Raw genomic sequence first — 16870 nt, 5'->3', positions numbered from 1 at the left:
GAACAGGCATCTCCCAACCAGCAAAATCAACCATCTTGCCGCCAAGCTCGACGTGCAAAGAGTGGAGAGGCGTGCGCTTCGGTGTGGTCATTTCTTCAACCTTTCAATCAGCGGGACTGGTCGCGGACGACCATGACGGTGCAATGCGCATTGCGCACGACACGGGCCAGGTTCGGGCCAATCTCGTAGTTCGGGAAATCGCCCTTGGTCGATGCCATGACGATCAGATCAAAGCCTTCCTTGTAGGCAAGCTTCAGGATTTCGCGGTAAACACTGCCTTCTTCGACATGGACCGGCACGTCGGAAGCCTTGGCATGATCCAGAATCGCCTGAACCGCACCCCGCACGTGGTCCTTTGCGCCGGCACCATAGTTGGCGGGCAGGTTCGGCAGCTGGATGATCTCGGGGATGACGGCAACCGCATGCAGTTCGGCACCGTAGAATTTTGCCTGTTCCAAAGCGACCGGCAGGGCCAGTTTCCACGAGCGGTCGTCGGTGTGATCAATGGGCAGCAGAATTTTCGTGGCCATCACGTCTCTCCTCGAGATATTGAATTCGGTTTCAAAGGCGGGGGGCCGGGATGGCCCCCCGTTTTGGTGGGGCCGAGCTTATTCGGCAGGTGTGCCACCCGGCTCTTCGGACTTGCCGCCCGAGGCGAAGAACTCTTTCGTCAGTTTGAAGACGATCGGGCTCAGCAGCGCCAGGGCGATCAGGTTCGGGATGGCCATCATGGCGTTCAGCGTATCGGCCAGCAGCCAGATGAAGCCCAGATCCGCGGTTGCGCCGAAATAGATCATCACGATCCACAGAACGCGGTAGGGCATCAGGGATTTCACACCCAGCAGGAACTCGACACATTTCTCGCCGTAGAACGACCAGCCGAGGATGGTGGTGAAGGCAAAGATCGACAGAGCGATGGCGATCAGATACCCGCCGATACCCGGCAGCGACAGTTCGAACGCGTGGCTGGTCAGCGCCGCACCGGATTCACCCGATGTCCATGCCCCCGAAGCGATGATGGCCAGACCGGTGATCGAGCAGACGATGATGGTATCGATGAACGTACCCAGCATCGCGATCAGACCCTGGTTGACGGGACCTTTGGTCTCGGCAGCGGCGTGCGCGATCGGGGCCGAACCCAGACCGGCCTCGTTCGAGAACACACCACGTGCCACGCCGAAGCGGATGGCGGCCCAGACGGCTGCACCTGCGAAACCACCTTCGGCGGCGGACGGGGTGAACGCATAGGTAAAGACCAGCGACAGCGCATGTCCGATGTTGCCGATGTTGATGAGAAGAACCAGCAGGCCCGCGATAATATAGGCAACGGCCATGAAGGGGACCAGCTTACCAGCAACCGCACCGATGCGGGTGATACCACCCAGGATAACGGCTGCGGTCAGAACCATCAGAACAACGCCAGTGACAGAGGTGTTCAGGCCAAAATTGGCTTCCAGCACCTGAGCAACACCGTTGGCTTGCACACCGTTGCCGATGCCGAAGGCAGCAACCGCGCCGAACAAAGCAAAAGCCACGCCCAGCCAGGCCCATTTCGCACCAAGACCGTTCTTGATGTAGTACATCGGGCCGCCGACATAGTTGCCCAGTTCGTCTTTCTCGCGATATTTTACGGCACAGACGGCTTCGGCATATTTAGTGGCCATGCCCACCAGGGCGGTCATCCACATCCAGAACAAGGCGCCTGGACCGCCCAGGAAGACAGCAGTGGCCACACCGGCGATGTTACCTGTACCGATGGTCGCCGACAGCGAAGTCATCAGTGCGTTGAACGGGCTGATCTGCCCTTCGCCCTGCCCTTCACGGCCTTTGAACAACAGGCTGAAGCCTGTGCCAATGCGCAGGATCGGCATGAATTTCAGCCCGACCTGCAGGAAGAAGCCAACGCCGAGGATGAGGACCAGCATCATCGGCCCCCACACGACGCCATTGATGGCCCCTACGATTGAATTTAACGCTTCCATGGTTTCCCTCCCATTTGCGTTTGGTTTATGCCCCGGTCGCGATGGCCCGCTGGCGGGCCTGCTTGAGAGCAGTGAAATCTTCGTCGGCATGGAACGATGAACGGGTCAGCGGCGTGGCTGACACGTGCAAAAAGCCCTTAGAACGGGCGATCTGTTCCAGTTGGGCGAATTCTTCCGGCGACCAGAACCGGTCAATCGGATGATGTTTCGGTGTCGGTTGCAGATACTGCCCGACTGTCAGAAAATCGACATTGGCCGCGCGCAGATCATCCATCACCTGACGCACGTCGTTCAGAGTTTCACCCAGCCCGACCATCAGACCCGACTTGGTGAAAATCTCGGGGTTCGAGCGTTTGGCATCGTCCAACAGCCGAAGCGAGGCATAATAGCGCGCGCCGGGGCGAACCGTCGGATACAGGTGCGGGACGGTTTCCAGGTTGTGGTTGAACACGTCCGGCGCTGCGTCAAAGACGATTTTTGCGGCGTCGCCCTTGCCCAGGAAGTCGGGGGTCAGAACCTCGACAGTGGTGCCGGGGTTCTGATGGCGTACGGCGCGGATTGTCTGGGCGATATGCTCGGCCCCGCCGTCGGCCAGATCATCGCGATCAACCGACGTGATCACCACGTGGCGCAGGCCCAGTTTCTTGACCGCTGCCGCAACCCGGCCGGGTTCGAACGCGTCCAGCGCATCGGGGCGGCCGGTGGCCACATTGCAGAACGAACAGCCCCGCGTGCAGATCTCGCCCATGATCATCATGGTGGCGTGCCGTTTGGACCAGCACTCTCCGATATTGGGGCAGGCCGCTTCTTCGCAAACCGTTGCCAGATCGTGATCCCGCATCAGAAGCCGGGTTTCGTAATACGCGGCGCTTTCGATCTTCTTCTTGCGAATCCATTTCGGTTTGCGCGGGATGACACTGTCGGCCTTCTTGGCCTTTTCCGGGTGACGTGGTCGAAGCTGGATGGTCATCTGGCTGTCCTCACTTACGCGTGGATTGCGCGGCCCATGGCATCGAGGCAGGCTTCCTTGACCGCCTCGCCCATCGCCGGGTGCGCATGACAGGTTGCCGCAACCTCGGCGACGGTCGCGCTTTTGGTCATGGCCAGTACCAGCTCGGCGATCAGATCGCCGCCATGGGCACCGCAGATATGGGCTCCGAGGATCTTGCCGTCGGAACCGGCCAGAACCTTGACCGCGCCATCTGTTTCACCCGTCGAACGCGCCCGCGAATTGGCCATGAAGGCAAACTTGCCGACAACATATTCGACGCCCGCGTCTTTCAGGGCCTCTTCGGTCTGACCAACCGAGGCCACTTCGGGATCGGTGTAGACCACACCCGGCACGGTGTTGTAATCGACATGACCGGCTTCGCCGGCCAGCATCTCGACACAGGCAAAGCCGTCCTCTTCGGCCTTGTGGGCCAGCATCGGGCCAGGAACACAGTCACCAATGGCATAGATCCCGGGCACCGACGTCTGGAACGTGCTGTCGACTTCGATGAAGCCGCGCGGGTTCACGGCCACGCCCAGCTCTTCCAGCCCAAGCCCGCGCGTCACCGGGCGACGGCCCACAGCGATCAGAACCTTGTCGGCCTCGATCACCTCGTGCTTGTCCTTGCCGACGCGGTCTACGGTCAGAGTCAGGCCAGCCGTGGTCTTCTCAACCGATTTGAGGGCTCGGCCCAGTTGGAACTTCAAACCGCGTTTGGACAGCGCCCGCTGCGCCAGCTTGGCGATCTCGCCATCGATGCCGGGCAAAACGCGATCCAGATATTCGACCACGGTGACCTTGGCGCCCAGACGCGCCCAGACCTGCCCAAGTTCCAGACCGATGACACCTGCACCGATCACCACCAGATGATCCGGAACGCTCTGCAACGCGATTGCACCGGTCGAACTGAGCACATCCTGCTCATCAATCTCGATCCCCGGCAGTGAGGTCGGCTCGGATCCGGTCGCGATCAGGATGTTCTTTGCTTCGTATACGCTGTCGCCGACCTTGACTTGACCAGTGGCCGGGATGCTGGCCCAGCCTTCGATCAGATCGACGCCGTTCTTCTTGAACAGGAACGCGATGCCCTTGGTCAGATCACCGACGATCTTGTCCTTGCGCCCCATCATCGCACTGACGTCGATGCTGGCCCCCTCGACCGCAATGCCATGGGAGGAGAGATGTGCAAGCTCGGCATATTTGGCCGAGGAGGTCAGCAACGCTTTGGAGGGGATGCACCCCACGTTCAGACAGGTACCGCCCAGTGCGCCGCGCCCTTCGACACAGGCCACTTTCAGCCCCAGCTGAGCCGCGCGGATCGCGGCAACATAGCCGCCCGGTCCGCCCCCGATAACGATGAGGTCATAGGTATTCATTTCGCGCACTTTCAGTAGATCGGGTAGCTTGCGCAAAGTGCGCGAACCTGTTTGCGGGTTTCCTTTTCGACGGTTTCGTCACCGTCAGGAGACTTCGCGAGCGCCTCCAGAACATCACCGATCAGATGGCCGATCTGCCTGAACTCTTCCGGGCCAAAGCCACGGCTGCACCCGGCGGCGGTGCCAAGACGGATGCCGCTGGTGATGGTGGGTTTTTCCGGATCTCCGGGAACGCTGTTCTTGTTGCAGGTAAAGCCGGCCCGCTCGAGCGCCGCCTCGGCGTCCTTGCCGGTTACGCCGATCGGGCGCAGATCGACCAGCATCAGGTGGTTCTGGGTGCCGCCGGAAACGATGTCACATCCGCGCGCCATCATGACGCTTGCCAAGGCCGATGCGCTGTCAACGACACGCTGCATGTATTCCTTGAATTCGGGTTTCAGTGCCTCGCCAAAGGCCACCGCCTTGCCTGCGATGACGTGCATCAGCGGGCCACCCTGCAGGCCTGGGAATACGGCCGAGTTGATCTTTTTCGCCAGCGCCTCGTCATTGGTCAGGATGATGCCGCCACGAGGCCCGCGCAGTGTTTTGTGCGTGGTCGAGGTCACGACATGTGCGTGTCCTACAGGCGAGGGGTGCAGGCCGGTCGCCACCAATCCGGCAATATGAGCCATATCGGCCAGCAGCCATGCGCCAACCTCGTCCGCGATTTCACGGAATCTGGCAAAGTCGATCTTTTGCGAGTAGGCGGACGCACCTGCGATGATCAGCCTGGGCTTTTCCGCCCGCGCCAATTCGGCGACCTGATCATAATCGATCAACCCTGCATCGGTCAGGCCGTACTGCACGGGCCGGAACCATTTGCCGGACTGCGCCGGTTTCGCACCGTGGGTCAGATGGCCACCTGCATCCAGCGACATGCCAAGAATGGTATCGCCCGGGTTCAGCAGCGCCAGCTTGACGGCCCCGTTGGCCTGTGCGCCGGAATGGGGCTGAACGTTGGCATATTCACAGCCAAACAGTTTCTTGAGGCGTTCGATCGCCTCGACTTCGACCTCATCGACATATTCGCAGCCGCCATAATAGCGGCGGCCCGGATAGCCTTCGGCATATTTGTTGGTCAAGACCGAACCCTGCGCTTCGATCACGGCCTTCGAGACAATGTTCTCCGAGGCGATCAACTCGATCTGTTCCGCCTGGCGTTCACCCTCGCGCGAAATGGACGCGGCAATGACGGGATCTGCCTCAATCAGCGACGTTTTGAACATAGTCTCCTCCTTTTGCCCCGAATCCTCAGTGCGAAACTTTGTTTCCTATAGGGGAAATAATGCGCTTTAGGCAACAAAAATCTCTTATTCAAGAAGTTGCGTATATATTGGGAGGCATGTAACCTTTGATAAAACAGGGGGAATTCAATGGGCGACGAAAGCCGAAATGATGTTTCCGGACAGGAACTTCTGGATGAAGGAGAGGCTCTGGGCCGCTCCATCCGCGATGCGCGGCGCGCGAAAGGGTGGACTCTGGAAGAAGCCGGCCGCGCTGCGGGTATCGGGCGCTCGACGCTGTCCAAAATCGAAAACAACCAGACGAAGCCAAGCTTTGACATTGTACGGCGTCTGACACAGGCCCTGGATATGAGCACCCCGCAGTTGTTTCTTCAGTCGGGTCAATCCGGCATTTCAGGCCGCCGTGATTTCACTCCGAAAGGCGAGGGGGAAATCAAGGATACGCCCACTTACCTGCATGAACTGCTTTGCCCCGAACTGACCAGCAAGCGAATGCTGCCCTATATCGCGACAATCAAGGCGCGTGACCTGTCGGAGTTCGAGACGTGGATCCGACATTCCGGAGAAGAATTCATGTTTGTGCTCAGCGGTGAACTCATCTTCGTTTCTGAACATTACCGCCCTTTGCCAATGAAGGCCGGTGACTCGCTTTATTATGACAGTGGAATGGGGCATGGGTGTATTTCGACCAGCGAAGAAGACGCCAAGGTGCTGTGGGTTTCGCTGGAATAGCCCCCAGGGTTCTTTGGTTTTCCAGAAAAGCGGGCATCGCCATGCGCACCCCATTCAGCCGTCAGACAGGCTTCGGTGGCGAAACGCCGTCGGGGTCAGGCCAAATTCTGCCTTGAATGCCCGGGTCATGGCGCTGGCGTTTTCATATCCGCAACGACCGGCGATTTCGGCGATGGACTGCTCGGTATCTTCTGCCAGATTGCGTGCAAGGTTCAGCCTCAGTCGGCGGTACAGCGCCTGCGGCGTGGTCTTGAGCTCCGCCTGAACGCGCATTTCGATCCGCTTTTGCGAACACCCGATCTTGCGCGCCAGTTCCCTGATAGAAAGCGGTGTTTCAAGGTTCGCCTGCATGACAGCCAGTGCGCGATTGACCAAAGTGTCTTCGGACTTGAGAGGCAAAGGGTAATGATCCTGCCCATTTCGGCTCATCAGAAGATGCCCGACTTCCATGGACAAAAGGGGGCCGTGATCCCTGCGGATAAGGGCCGAGGCCAGATCGAACGCGGCCATCGCCCCGGAACAGGTCAGCCTGTTGCCATCGATGACAAAACGTTCCTGCACCGCATCCACGGCCGGAAAGCTTTCTTCGAACCGGGAAAGTTCGTCCCAGTGAATGGTTGCCCGGTGCTCATCCAGCAAACCGGCCCGGGCCAGCAGCCAGCTGCCGGTATCCAACCCTGCCACTTGCCGGTGTTTTCGGGCTGCAGCCAGCACGTTGCGTGTGGTCGATCGCGTGTCCAGCTTGCGATATCCATAAGACGGCATGACTACCAGAACGTCGCCTTGCTGGTCAGAGATTGGACCATTCGGTGTAACGACAAGGCCGCTGGAACTTTGCACGGGGTCTCCGTCAATGGAACAGAAACGCCATGAATACAAAACCTGCCTCGACAGGTTGTTCGCAGCCCTGAGCGGTTCGACCATGTTTGCAAGGCAATGGTTCGAAAACCCGTTGAAGAGCAGGATGTTGTATTGTCGCGTCAAAATTTTCGAATTTGGCATGATTTTATATCAACTCTGCATGCCGAGACCATGAGCGATGGCGTTTGGTTGGTCAACCACCGATCCAGGGAACACGCGCCATGCAGTTTGGTCTGACAGAAGAACAGGACATGATCGTCTCGACGGTCCGAAGCTTTGTTGAAAACGAAATCTACCCGCATGAAGACGCGGTCGAGCGCTCGGGAACCGTGCCTCCTGAGCTGGGTGAGCAGATCAAGCAGAAATGTATAGATCTGGGCTTTTATGCCTGCAACTTCCCCGAGGAAGTCGGCGGCGCAGGTCTGTCTCATCTGGATTTCACCTTGGTCGAGCGCGAGCTTGGCCGCGGGTCAATGGCGCTGACGCATTTCTTTGGGCGCCCGCAGAACATCCTGATGGCCTGCAACGACGAGCAGCGCGAACGGTATCTTCTGCCTGCCGTACGTGGCGACAAGATGGACGCTCTGGCGATGACCGAACCGGATGCGGGTTCGGATGTGCGTGGTATGAAATGCCAGGCGGTGCGCGATGGCGGCGACTGGGTTGTCAACGGATCGAAACATTTCATCTCGGGCGCGGAACACGCGGATTTCTTCATCGTCTTCATCGCGACCGGCGTGGACGAAACTCCCAAGGGCCCGAAGAAACGCATCACCACTTTCCTGGTGGATCGCGGTACTCCGGGGTTTGAAGTGCGCGAGGGCTACAACTCGGTCAGCCACAAGGGCTACAAGAACTATATCCTGTATTTCGACAACTGCCGACTGCCCGACGCACAGGTCCTAGGCGAGGTTGATGGCGGCTTTGCCGTGATGAACGAATGGCTTTACGCAACCCGCCTGACGGTGGCGGCGTTTTCGGTCGGTCGCGCGCGGCGCTGCTTTGACTATGCGCTGAACTATGCGGCCGAGCGCAAGCAGTTCGGCCAGCCCATCGGCAAGTTTCAGGGCGTCGGTTTCCAGATCGCCGACATGATCACCGAGATCGACGCCGCCGATTGGCTGACACTCGCGGCAGCGTGGCGTCTGGATCAAAACCTGCCATCAAACCGCGAGATTGCCTCGGCCAAGCTCTATGCCTCGGAAACGCTGGCGAGGGTGACGGATACCACGCTGCAAATCTTCGGGGGGATGGGTTTGATGGACGATTTCCCGATCGAACGGTTCTGGCGCGATGCCCGGGTCGAGCGCATCTGGGACGGCACCAGCGAAATTCAGCGCCACATCATCAGCCGCGATCTTCTTCGTCCCTTGGGCGCCTGACCATGAACAAAGACCTGACCCGGCTGCTGCGCCCGAAATCCATCGCCGTCATCGGTGGCGGCGCGTGGTGTCAGCAGGTTGTTCTGCAATCCGAACGCATGGGCTATGCCGGTCATATCTGGCCGGTGCATCCCAAAGCGTCGGAAATTGCGGGCCACAGGGTTTTCGGCCACATCGAGGACCTGCCCGAAGCCCCGGATGCGGTTTTCATCGGTATCAACCGCCACGCCACCATCGAGGCCGTTCGTGTCCTGTCCAGTATGGGCGCAGGTGGGGCGGTGTGCTTTGCATCGGGCTTTTCCGAGGCCGTTGCCGAAGATGACACCGGCGGGGACTTGCAGGATCAACTGATTGCTGCAGCCGTTGACATGCCCATTCTTGGCCCGAACTGCTATGGCTTCATCAACGCGTTGGATGGGGCGCTGTTGTGGCCGGACCAGCACGGGGCCACCCCTGTGGGCAAGGGCGTGGCGATCCTGACGCAAAGCTCGAACATCTCGATCAACCTGACCATGCAGAAACGTGGGTTGCCGATTGCCTACATGATGGCCTGCGGAAACATGGCCCAGACCAGCCAGGCCGAAATCGCCTCGGCCTTGATCGATGATCCGCGCGTCACCGCCGTGGGTCTGCATATCGAAGGGTTCAAGGACATCCGGGAATGGGAGGCGCTGGCCGCCAAGGCTTATTCAAAGGGCATCCCGCTGGTCGCCCTGAAAGTGGGTGCGTCGGAACAGGCACAGGCCGCGACGGTCTCGCACACTGCGTCTCTTGCGGGCAGCGATGCGGGCGCGCAGGCCCTTCTGGACCGGCTGGGCATTCCGCGTCTATCCGCGTTGCCGGACTTTCTTGAGACGCTGAAACTGTTGCACTGCTATGGGCCGCTGCCGGGTGGCCGCATCGCTTCGATCAGTTGTTCAGGGGGTGAGGCGAGCCTGATCGCGGATATGGCGGTTGGTACGGGCCTGAGTTTCCCGCAGTTGAGCGATGACAAAAGGGCGCGCTTGCGTGACGCGCTTGGCCCTATGGTCGCGGTGAACAACCCGCTGGATTATCACACGTATATCTGGCGCGACGAAGAGGCGATGGCACAGGCCTGGTCGGGCATGACGGGTGACGACATCGACCTGACGTTCTCGATCGTCGACTATCCGACGACGGATCCGACCGACTGGAGTTGCGCGACCCGAGCTGCGTTGAAAGTGCGTGCTGAAACCGGCGCCCGGTTTGCGATTGTTGCGACGCTGCCTGAACTTCTGCCTGAAGACGTCGCGCAAGAGCTGATGGCCGGTGGTGTCGTTCCATTCATGGGATTGCGCGAAGCACTGGCGGCCACGCGCGCTGCGGGTCAGATTTCGCCCCCGTCCGCGCATCCTGTCTGGTTGCCTGGAACGGCTGAGGCGACCCAAACCCTGACCGAAGGCGAATCGAAACGGGCGCTGGCCGAATGCGGCCTGCAAGTTCCGCAAAGCCGCACGGTTTGCGGCCCGGCAGAGGCCCATTCGGCCGCGCAGGACATGGAAGCACCCTTTGCAGTGAAAGGAGTTGGGCTTGCGCATAAGTCCGAATACGGCGCCGTTCGGCTGGGCATCAAGGCCGAAGATGTGGCCGATGTCGCAGCCGAAATTGGCACAGATAGCATCCTGATCGAAGAGATGATCACCGGAACCGTTGCCGAATTGCTGGTCGGTGTCGTCCGTGACCCGGCGCATGGGTTTGTCCTGACATTGGGGGCGGGGGGCGTGCTGACCGAAATCCTGCGCGACACGGCGTCGGTGCTGGTGCCAAGCACGCCCGAGGACATCCGTGCCGCGCTTGGCAAATTGAAAACCGCCCCGATTCTGGCAGGCTATCGCGGCCAACGGGCGGCTGATATGGATGCAATCATCGCCGCAGTCGAGGCCGTTCAGGCCTATGTCATGCAAAATGCCGACACGCTTGGCGAGGTCGAGATTAACCCGCTCCTGTGCACGCCGGACAAGGCCGTTGCCGTGGATGCACTGATAAGAAAGGCCTGAGATATGGACCCGATCAAAACCCGCCGCGACGGAGCGATCCTTGAGGTGACGCTGGACCGGCCCAAGGCCAACGCCATCGATCTTGTCACCAGCCGCAGGATGGGTGAGGTGTTCGCCGCGTTTCGCGACGATCCAGAGCTGCGCGTGGCCATTCTGACGGGCGGCGGAGAGAAGTTCTTTTGCCCGGGCTGGGACCTGAAAGCAGCGGCCGACGGGGATGCGGTAGACGGGGATTATGGCGTCGGAGGGTTCGGCGGCTTGCAAGAGCTGCGCGACCTGAACAAACCCGTGATCGCGGCCGTCAACGGCATCGCCTGTGGCGGCGGGCTGGAGCTGGCCTTGTCAGCCGACATGATCCTTGCCGCCGATCACGCCACGTTCGCCCTGCCGGAAATCCGCTCGGGGACTGTCGCGGATGCGGCCAGCGTCAAACTGCCCAAGCGCATCCCTTACCACATCGCGATGGAGTTGCTGCTTACGGGCCGTTGGTTCGACGCCGAGGAAGCCAATCGCTGGGGGTTGGTGAACGAGATCGTCACCTCGGATCAACTGATGGACCGCGCCTGGGAACTGGCCCGGCTGTTGGCCTCGGGACCGCCCCTGGTTTATGCCGCGATCAAGGAAATCGTACGCGATGCCGAAGATGCCAAGTTTCAGGATGCCATGAACCGCATCACCAAGCGTCAGCTCAGAACCGTGGACGTTCTCTATGCCAGCGAAGATCAGCTGGAAGGCGCGCGCGCCTTTGCCGAGAAAAGAGACCCGGTCTGGAAAGGGAAATAGGCAGACGTTTACCATGATCGTAGAGCGTGAATTTACCATTTACTGATCCGCACGGCACGTGCACAGTTAGGCATGCCGTATTTCGAACGAAAACCATATGTTAGTGCATCTCGGGCGGTCAGCCCGATTGCGCCGCAGCTCGACGATCAACCGATTTCCGATATTGCGCGCCGCGTGCTCGAAACAGAGCGGGGCCCGCGGCAACATCTGGACGGTCCGTTCAGGTGTCGCAAATCCTGTCACCCCGGCAGCACCGCCACCATTCTGCTGTCCTTTGAAGCACCCGAAGGCGCGGCCCCTGTTCAGATGCAGTTCGAACCGGGCGATCTGACCAATCCGAACGGCGACATTCTGCCGGCCAACCGCATCAGTGTGATCCCGCCACAAATCCAGCTTGAACCGGGGGAAGCAACGGATGTTGCTGTTGCGGTGACTATACCCGACCTCTCCGAACCCGGTGAATATCACGGTCGGATCGCCTGTACCGGAACGGACCAGACCTCGGTTGTGGTGATTTTCGAGGTGGCGGGCGCTCAGACCTGACGGGTCACCAGATAGTCCATGAACTGTCCCAGAAACGCGCGCGGCCCGTCTTCTGTGCCCGCGAACACCCGCGCGAACTCATTACGGGCCGCGGCCAGCAGATCATTCGCTGCGTCCTGCGCATAGCGGATGCTGCCGTAATGGCTCATGCGCTCCAGCACCCAGGCGACATCTTGCGTCGACCGGGCATCGCGTGGGTTTGACAACATCTCGGCCAACCGTGCCTGTTCAGGCTCTTCCGCCTTCAGGCCAAGCTGGCCCAGCATCAGCGTGCGTTTGCCTTCATAGATGTCGCCGCCGATTTCCTTGCCGTAACTGTCCTGTGAGCCGACGAGATTCAAGACGTCGTCCTGAATCTGAAACGCTGCACCTAGGAAAAAGCCGAAGGCGTTGAAATCATCCAGATTCAGCGCGCCGGACGCGACATCATGTGGCCGCGCAATCAGGGCCCCGATGCGCATCGGGTGAATGAAACTGTACCAGCAGGTCTTTTTCAGACACATCCTCAGATAATCTGATGCATCGACGTTCAAACGGTTGTCGCGGATCCAGCCAAGCTCCAGCGCCTGACCTTCGATGGATTGCTGCAACAGATGGTCGAACTCATCCACCACGCGCATACCGGTTTCCGGGCCCAACGGACCCAGGTTCTGACGCAGCAGACGCAGGGCAAGCGATTGCATCCCGTCGCCGGTATTGATTGCCAGGGGAACCCCAAGCCGCTTGTGCATACATTCGCGCCCGCGCCGGAAATCGCTTTGATCTTCGATGTCGTCGTGGATCAGAAAAGCGTTGTGCAGCAGCTCTAGAACCGCGGCCGAGACCCTAGCATTTTCGCTGTTTCCGCCGAAGGCTTCGCATGTCGCCAACAGCAGGGCGGGCCTCAAGCCCTTGCCCGAGGTTTCGATGTAGTCGCGCATCGGACCATACAGATAGGCCTGAGGCTCACCCGTCGGCAACAGGCCCAAAAGCGTTTCGCGCGCCTGATCCCCGTAGAAGGTCAGGGTTTTCAAAAAATCCTGTTTCGCCGCAGGATCCAAATGCGCGGTTCCGGATTTCACAGGCTCAGCCCTTCTGGGTGATGATCACGTGACTTTTGTCTTCCCGCGCGCCGGATCGTTCCGGACCGCCGCCAAACGCAGAAAGCGGTTCGTCAGAAATTGGCAACGCCCTGGACAAGGCACCTGATTGACCGCTGTCCCTACCCAGATCATACGCGACATCTTCCGCCAGCTCATCCCCCGGGATCGGCAGATCCGCGGTGGGCTCGTAATTCGCGATGAGGTCGAACAGCTCTTTCGGGGGGCAGATCATTCGAAGCGCTTCGGCAATGGCTGGCTCCTCGGTGATGCCGCCGGGTTTTGAATATTCCGCCGCCGGTTCCCCTATGGCGGCAAGAGGGCCATCACCGCCACGATCAACTCCTGCCGTGTCCTGACCCATTTTCAGCGCGGCTTCGACCGCAACCGCGAACCGGTTGTCCCACGGAAGGCCAGCCTGATAGCGGGCGTAATCATAGGCGCGCAGCGGTTTCAGGATGTCGGGTTCATGCAGGTCCCAGATCTGGCAGGGCTCGGCATCCGATCCACTGCGTTGAAGAATGGCGTTGACGGCCCGACGCGCGGCCTCGTTCGCCCCTTCCATCGTGGCAAGGTCGGTAAAAGTGCGGACGTAATCCGATGCCAGGAAGAAATTCGGGATGAGCGTGGCCGCATCCGGGCGCAAGCGCCAGCTGTTGATACGGTTGACCAACAAGGGTTCGACATTGCTTTGACGCTTGGGGTCGTTCGGGTCTTGAACGATATCAGGATCGAGGAACCAGTAATGCATATCCTCGTCCCGCAGAATGGTCTGGCCATCCACGTTGATGCTGCGCTTGAGCTGTTCCCAAACCTCTTTTGCGATCTCTTCCCGGCTGCAATCGCGCGCGGTTTTTCCGTTCAGCCCCGGCTTGTCCCATTCGGAGATATCGATTGACAGCAGGCCTTTGGTCTTTCCTTCGGCCCAGTTTTCGAAGTTGATCCCCGGCCAGAACTGTTTTTGCGACACAGCCGTCAAAGCCCATGGGCTGTCGATGAAAATGACGTGGCCGTGGGTCAGCGCGACATCCTTGGTGAGATAGAACTGAATGCCGTTCATCCATTGCACGTCATCGGCCAGCAAAGGCAATTTGGCAAGTGCGGGGTCAACCGCCATCATTTCCGGGGTCACAAGCGGTGCCATGCGTTCAATCGGCATGGCGCTGATGAACCAATCCCCCGTGACCTGCTTTTCTTCGCCATCCTGTTCGACTGTTGCGCCGACGATCTTGCCGTTCCGGCACTCGATTCCGGTGACTTTGGAGTCAAAATTGTACACGACCCCCTTGCTTGTCAGGTAATCCAGCCACGGTTGAATCCAGACAAGATTGGTGGGCCCGTTCAGCAGCCTGTTGCAGTGGGGTTCGGGCGTGGCGATACCCAGCTGAAGCTGAACCGCAATGTCCCCCACTGTCTTCGTGCTTGCCGTCGTGGCCTTGGCGGCCACCAACGAACGGGTCAGGCCGATGGCAAGGAACTTCTGATAGGCTTCCGAACGGTCCTGCGCGCCGATGAAATCCCACCATCCGATCCGTTCGTATTCGTCAAACCGGCGTTCCTTGCAGGACGTCGCGATCCGCCACATGCAGGCAACAAAATGTTCGACATCCTCATACGCAATCTGGTCCCTCGGCGAAAGCGCGAAGGCAATGGTCTTGAAGGCATCCGCAACATCCTTGAGCGTGCGGGGGAACCGTTCCGGGACAATGATGCCGGGCTTGTCGAACTGGCTGACCAGAACTTGCGTGGTCGGGACCAGATTGTCAAAGCATGTGCCCTTGTCGTAATACGGCGTGCGGGCCATCGTGTCGGTGATATGCCGATAAAAGTTCGGAAAGAACCTGAACCCATGTTCACCGGGCAGCCAGGGGCGTTTCACGCCGGGCGGATAATTGGCCCCATCCATCTCGGCCCATTTTTCCAGCGCCTTTATGTGTTTGGCTTTCGAGCCATGATCCCCTTCACCCTTCATCACGGGAATGCTGCGGGCTTTGCCGCCGGGGATCAGCTGGCGTTCGTGGACTTCTACCTCGAACCCGCGTTCAATCAGTTCGTGCGCGGCGCTCATGCCAGCCACGCCTCCCCCAAGAATGACAACCTTGTCAGGCATCGGAAATTCCTTTCGCGGAATAGACGTCAAAGCGCAGGGTTATGTCTGACAGGCTGGCTTCGCCAATGCCAAAACCCTGCACCCGATTCATCCAGCTGAAATGCGGATTCGAGGTCAGGTAACGCGGTGCAAGCCGTACCGGAGCCGAAGCGGGCAGATTACCCTTGGACAATGCCGCATATCCGTCCGGGCCGAAGTCACACACACCCGTATCTTCGAACAGGATCGGAGCTTGTCCGATGGACGGTCTTATAAGTGCCTTTGCATGAAGCAGCCCCACACCATCGGGCCGAACGCGCATCCAGTCTCCTCCGATCGGTTCGATCACCCCTTTCAGATGCGGGCCTTCGACGGTGCCCCCTTCTTTGATGGCGAAATGCAGCCAAATCCCGTCCGGTGTCTCGCCCGAGGGGTGAAAGCTGCTTTCGAACGGCACCACAAATTTGGCGACATGTTCCAGTACCGGCGGCGCCACTGCGGTTTTTGCCGGTTCCGGTGCGGCAGGTTCAATTGCCTTTTCGGGCCCGGGGTCAAACTCGCGCCCTCCCGACGTCAGCACCGGACGCCAGGACAAAGTTTTTTCCTGTTTGACCGACGGAAGAATGGCTGCGAATTGTTGAAACCCTGTTTGCGGGTCCCGCAACAAGGGCCACCCGCGAATGGCACGCTCGGGGCCGCCATCTTCCGAACAGATCAGACGTAGCGTGTCATGCGACGACACGGATGGGCCGGCTTCCACCAACACCCGACTGAGACCGTCTGCGTTGATCGCCTCGGACCAACGCAGCGTCACGCCCCGATCTGAAAACTCGCGCACGACCCGATCTCCGGTCAACAGGTTATGGTGCGGACGGCCTTAGCTTCCTTGATCCTGAGATGGAACTTCTGCTGCACGCGGAAGACGTGCTCGCCCTCGGCAGAGGTTTGCAGATACTTCACGGCGATATCCGAGGGCACGACGATTTCCACCGGTGCACCCAGCAGGGACACAAGCACTGCCTTGTCCGGGGGCAGGGTGCTGGAACGCAGCAACGGCCCGTCCAGGAACGGGAGAATGCTGTCACGTGGCAGTACCATCGAATTCGGCAGCGGGGTCGTGACCGCACGGAACAGACCGTTGCCCATCACACAGGCATAGGGGCCCAGATAGCCATGCGTTTCTAGCGTGCTGATGCCCTCGACGACGGCCTCGAAAACATCGGTTCCGCTATAGTTCTTTTTGGTCGTGGATTTGGTTTTGCCTTCGCCCGCTTCAAGTAATCCCGGATATTTGCCACCGCCGCTGATCGTATAGATCTGCGGCAACGAGTCGGGCGCGCCGCCAGCGTGTTTGGGGGCCTGTCCGGTGCCGGGTTGACCGTTGAAAATGATGTCATCCTCTACCCGTGCCACAACGGCGGCCGCTCGGCGGAACATGATCTGAGCCGCCGTCAGTTCCGGATCAGCCACCTGTGCGCCTTTCAGGTACACGTTCACCGATACGGTGGTAAGGCGCAGCGTATCATAATCGTTCACGTCAAGACGTTCTTTGGATGCACCAGATGAATTGTCCACCAGATCCAGCTTGTTCAGCGGGACGGACTGCGTGTCAGCGGGCAGCGGTCCGTACAGGGGCAGGAAACTGGCGGCCACCCGGGCGCGAAGCGCCTCGTCATGGACGGCCTTTTTCACGGCGCTCCACTGATCTTCATTCCAATCCAATGCATCGGTCATTGCAAATCCCTCTCGGT

General features: G+C 59.6%; 15 protein-coding genes. 5 read left to right on the top strand and 10 right to left on the bottom strand.

Features of this window, described 5'->3' with window-relative positions; translation table 11 throughout:
• Window positions 1-107: 107 nt before the first annotated feature.
• The 5 genes from ACR0E2_RS11300 to glyA form a co-directional block, all read right to left on the bottom strand.
• Entirely contained in the window at window positions 108-530 is a 423-nt protein-coding gene (locus tag ACR0E2_RS11300) for a universal stress protein (protein WP_171635830.1), read from the bottom strand.
• Between the two features lie 78 nt (window positions 531-608).
• Window positions 609-1982 (bottom strand): alanine/glycine:cation symporter family protein, encoded by a 1374-nt coding sequence (locus ACR0E2_RS11295; RefSeq protein WP_171119391.1) that lies wholly within the window; start codon window positions 1980-1982, stop codon window positions 609-611.
• A gap of 25 nt (window positions 1983-2007) precedes the next feature.
• A complete protein-coding gene (gene lipA, locus ACR0E2_RS11290; RefSeq protein ID WP_480446471.1) occupies window positions 2008-2952 on the bottom strand; it encodes a lipoyl synthase in 945 nt (314 codons plus the stop codon).
• 14 nt (window positions 2953-2966) lie between these two features.
• Window positions 2967-4349 (bottom strand): dihydrolipoyl dehydrogenase, encoded by a 1383-nt coding sequence (lpdA, locus tag ACR0E2_RS11285; protein ID WP_480446470.1) that lies wholly within the window; start codon window positions 4347-4349, stop codon window positions 2967-2969.
• Between the two features lie 11 nt (window positions 4350-4360).
• Window positions 4361-5614 (bottom strand): serine hydroxymethyltransferase, encoded by a 1254-nt coding sequence (gene glyA / locus ACR0E2_RS11280; RefSeq protein ID WP_171119388.1) that lies wholly within the window; start codon window positions 5612-5614, stop codon window positions 4361-4363.
• A 147-nt stretch (window positions 5615-5761) separates the two neighbouring features.
• Between glyA and ACR0E2_RS11275 the strand changes: the two genes are divergently transcribed.
• Window positions 5762-6364: a helix-turn-helix domain-containing protein gene (locus tag ACR0E2_RS11275; RefSeq protein WP_480446469.1), complete on the top strand. Its 603-nt coding sequence runs from the start codon at window positions 5762-5764 to the stop codon at window positions 6362-6364.
• Window positions 6365-6418: 54 nt separating this feature from the next.
• On the opposite strand, the gene ACR0E2_RS11270 is transcribed toward ACR0E2_RS11275, so the two are convergent.
• Window positions 6419-7366 carry a GlxA family transcriptional regulator gene (locus tag ACR0E2_RS11270; RefSeq protein WP_480446468.1) on the bottom strand — a complete coding sequence of 316 codons (948 nt, stop codon included), beginning with the start codon at window positions 7364-7366 and terminating at the stop codon, window positions 6419-6421.
• Window positions 7367-7446: 80 nt separating this feature from the next.
• Here ACR0E2_RS11270 and ACR0E2_RS11265 point away from each other — a divergent pair, with 80 nt between their 5' ends.
• From ACR0E2_RS11265 to ACR0E2_RS11250, 4 genes are all read left to right on the top strand, one after another.
• Complete coding sequence (locus ACR0E2_RS11265; protein ID WP_152460401.1) at window positions 7447-8607, top strand: acyl-CoA dehydrogenase family protein; 1161 nt, start codon at window positions 7447-7449, stop codon at window positions 8605-8607.
• A gap of 2 nt (window positions 8608-8609) precedes the next feature.
• The gene (locus tag ACR0E2_RS11260) at window positions 8610-10625 is read left to right on the top strand and encodes an acetate--CoA ligase family protein (RefSeq protein WP_480446467.1); all 2016 of its coding nucleotides are present in this window, start codon (window positions 8610-8612) and stop codon (window positions 10623-10625) included.
• A 3-nt stretch (window positions 10626-10628) separates the two neighbouring features.
• Window positions 10629-11408: a carnitinyl-CoA dehydratase gene (locus tag ACR0E2_RS11255; RefSeq protein ID WP_480446466.1), complete on the top strand. Its 780-nt coding sequence runs from the start codon at window positions 10629-10631 to the stop codon at window positions 11406-11408.
• A 72-nt stretch (window positions 11409-11480) separates the two neighbouring features.
• Window positions 11481-11951, top strand: a complete 471-nt coding sequence (locus ACR0E2_RS11250; RefSeq protein WP_152460398.1) for a hypothetical protein — start codon at window positions 11481-11483, stop codon at window positions 11949-11951.
• Here the strand turns inward: ACR0E2_RS11250 and ACR0E2_RS11245 are convergent.
• From ACR0E2_RS11245 to ACR0E2_RS11230, 4 genes are read right to left on the bottom strand one after another with little or no spacing between them, the layout of a single operon-like run.
• Window positions 11942-12964 (bottom strand): polyprenyl synthetase family protein, encoded by a 1023-nt coding sequence (locus ACR0E2_RS11245; RefSeq protein ID WP_480446465.1) that lies wholly within the window; start codon window positions 12962-12964, stop codon window positions 11942-11944. The genes ACR0E2_RS11250 and ACR0E2_RS11245 overlap by 10 nt on opposite strands.
• 52 nt (window positions 12965-13016) lie before the next feature.
• A complete protein-coding gene (locus tag ACR0E2_RS11240) occupies window positions 13017-15140 on the bottom strand; it encodes a hydroxysqualene dehydroxylase (protein ID WP_480446464.1) in 2124 nt (707 codons plus the stop codon).
• Window positions 15133-15957 carry a DUF3237 domain-containing protein gene (locus ACR0E2_RS11235; RefSeq protein WP_480446463.1) on the bottom strand — a complete coding sequence of 275 codons (825 nt, stop codon included), beginning with the start codon at window positions 15955-15957 and terminating at the stop codon, window positions 15133-15135. The genes ACR0E2_RS11240 and ACR0E2_RS11235 overlap by 8 nt, the downstream gene beginning before the upstream one ends.
• 14 nt (window positions 15958-15971) lie before the next feature.
• Window positions 15972-16853, bottom strand: coding sequence for an encapsulin (locus ACR0E2_RS11230; protein ID WP_480446462.1), 882 nt, complete (start codon window positions 16851-16853; stop codon window positions 15972-15974).
• Window positions 16854-16870: the final 17 nt, after the last annotated feature.

The organism is Ruegeria sp. A4, assembly GCF_056543025.1.
The sequence above is the reverse complement of the archived record's forward strand: the minus strand, read 5'-3'. Positions and strand labels throughout refer to the sequence as shown.

Coding starts and splice junctions, on each gene's coding strand:
- ACR0E2_RS11250 (WP_152460398.1), top strand. CDS start 11,481: ATGCCGTATTTCGAACGAAAACCATATGTTAGTGCATCTCGGGCGGTC.
- lipA (WP_480446471.1), bottom strand. CDS start 2,952: ATGACCATCCAGCTTCGACCACGTCACCCGGAAAAGGCCAAGAAGGCC.
- ACR0E2_RS11300 (WP_171635830.1), bottom strand. CDS start 530: ATGGCCACGAAAATTCTGCTGCCCATTGATCACACCGACGACCGCTCG.
- ACR0E2_RS11265 (WP_152460401.1), top strand. CDS start 7,447: ATGCAGTTTGGTCTGACAGAAGAACAGGACATGATCGTCTCGACGGTC.
- glyA (WP_171119388.1), bottom strand. CDS start 5,614: ATGTTCAAAACGTCGCTGATTGAGGCAGATCCCGTCATTGCCGCGTCC.
- ACR0E2_RS11255 (WP_480446466.1), top strand. CDS start 10,629: ATGGACCCGATCAAAACCCGCCGCGACGGAGCGATCCTTGAGGTGACG.
- ACR0E2_RS11275 (WP_480446469.1), top strand. CDS start 5,762: ATGGGCGACGAAAGCCGAAATGATGTTTCCGGACAGGAACTTCTGGAT.
- ACR0E2_RS11270 (WP_480446468.1), bottom strand. CDS start 7,366: ATGCCAAATTCGAAAATTTTGACGCGACAATACAACATCCTGCTCTTC.
- ACR0E2_RS11260 (WP_480446467.1), top strand. CDS start 8,610: ATGAACAAAGACCTGACCCGGCTGCTGCGCCCGAAATCCATCGCCGTC.
- ACR0E2_RS11295 (WP_171119391.1), bottom strand. CDS start 1,982: ATGGAAGCGTTAAATTCAATCGTAGGGGCCATCAATGGCGTCGTGTGG.
- lpdA (WP_480446470.1), bottom strand. CDS start 4,349: ATGAATACCTATGACCTCATCGTTATCGGGGGCGGACCGGGCGGCTAT.
- ACR0E2_RS11240 (WP_480446464.1), bottom strand. CDS start 15,140: ATGCCTGACAAGGTTGTCATTCTTGGGGGAGGCGTGGCTGGCATGAGC.
- ACR0E2_RS11230 (WP_480446462.1), bottom strand. CDS start 16,853: ATGACCGATGCATTGGATTGGAATGAAGATCAGTGGAGCGCCGTGAAA.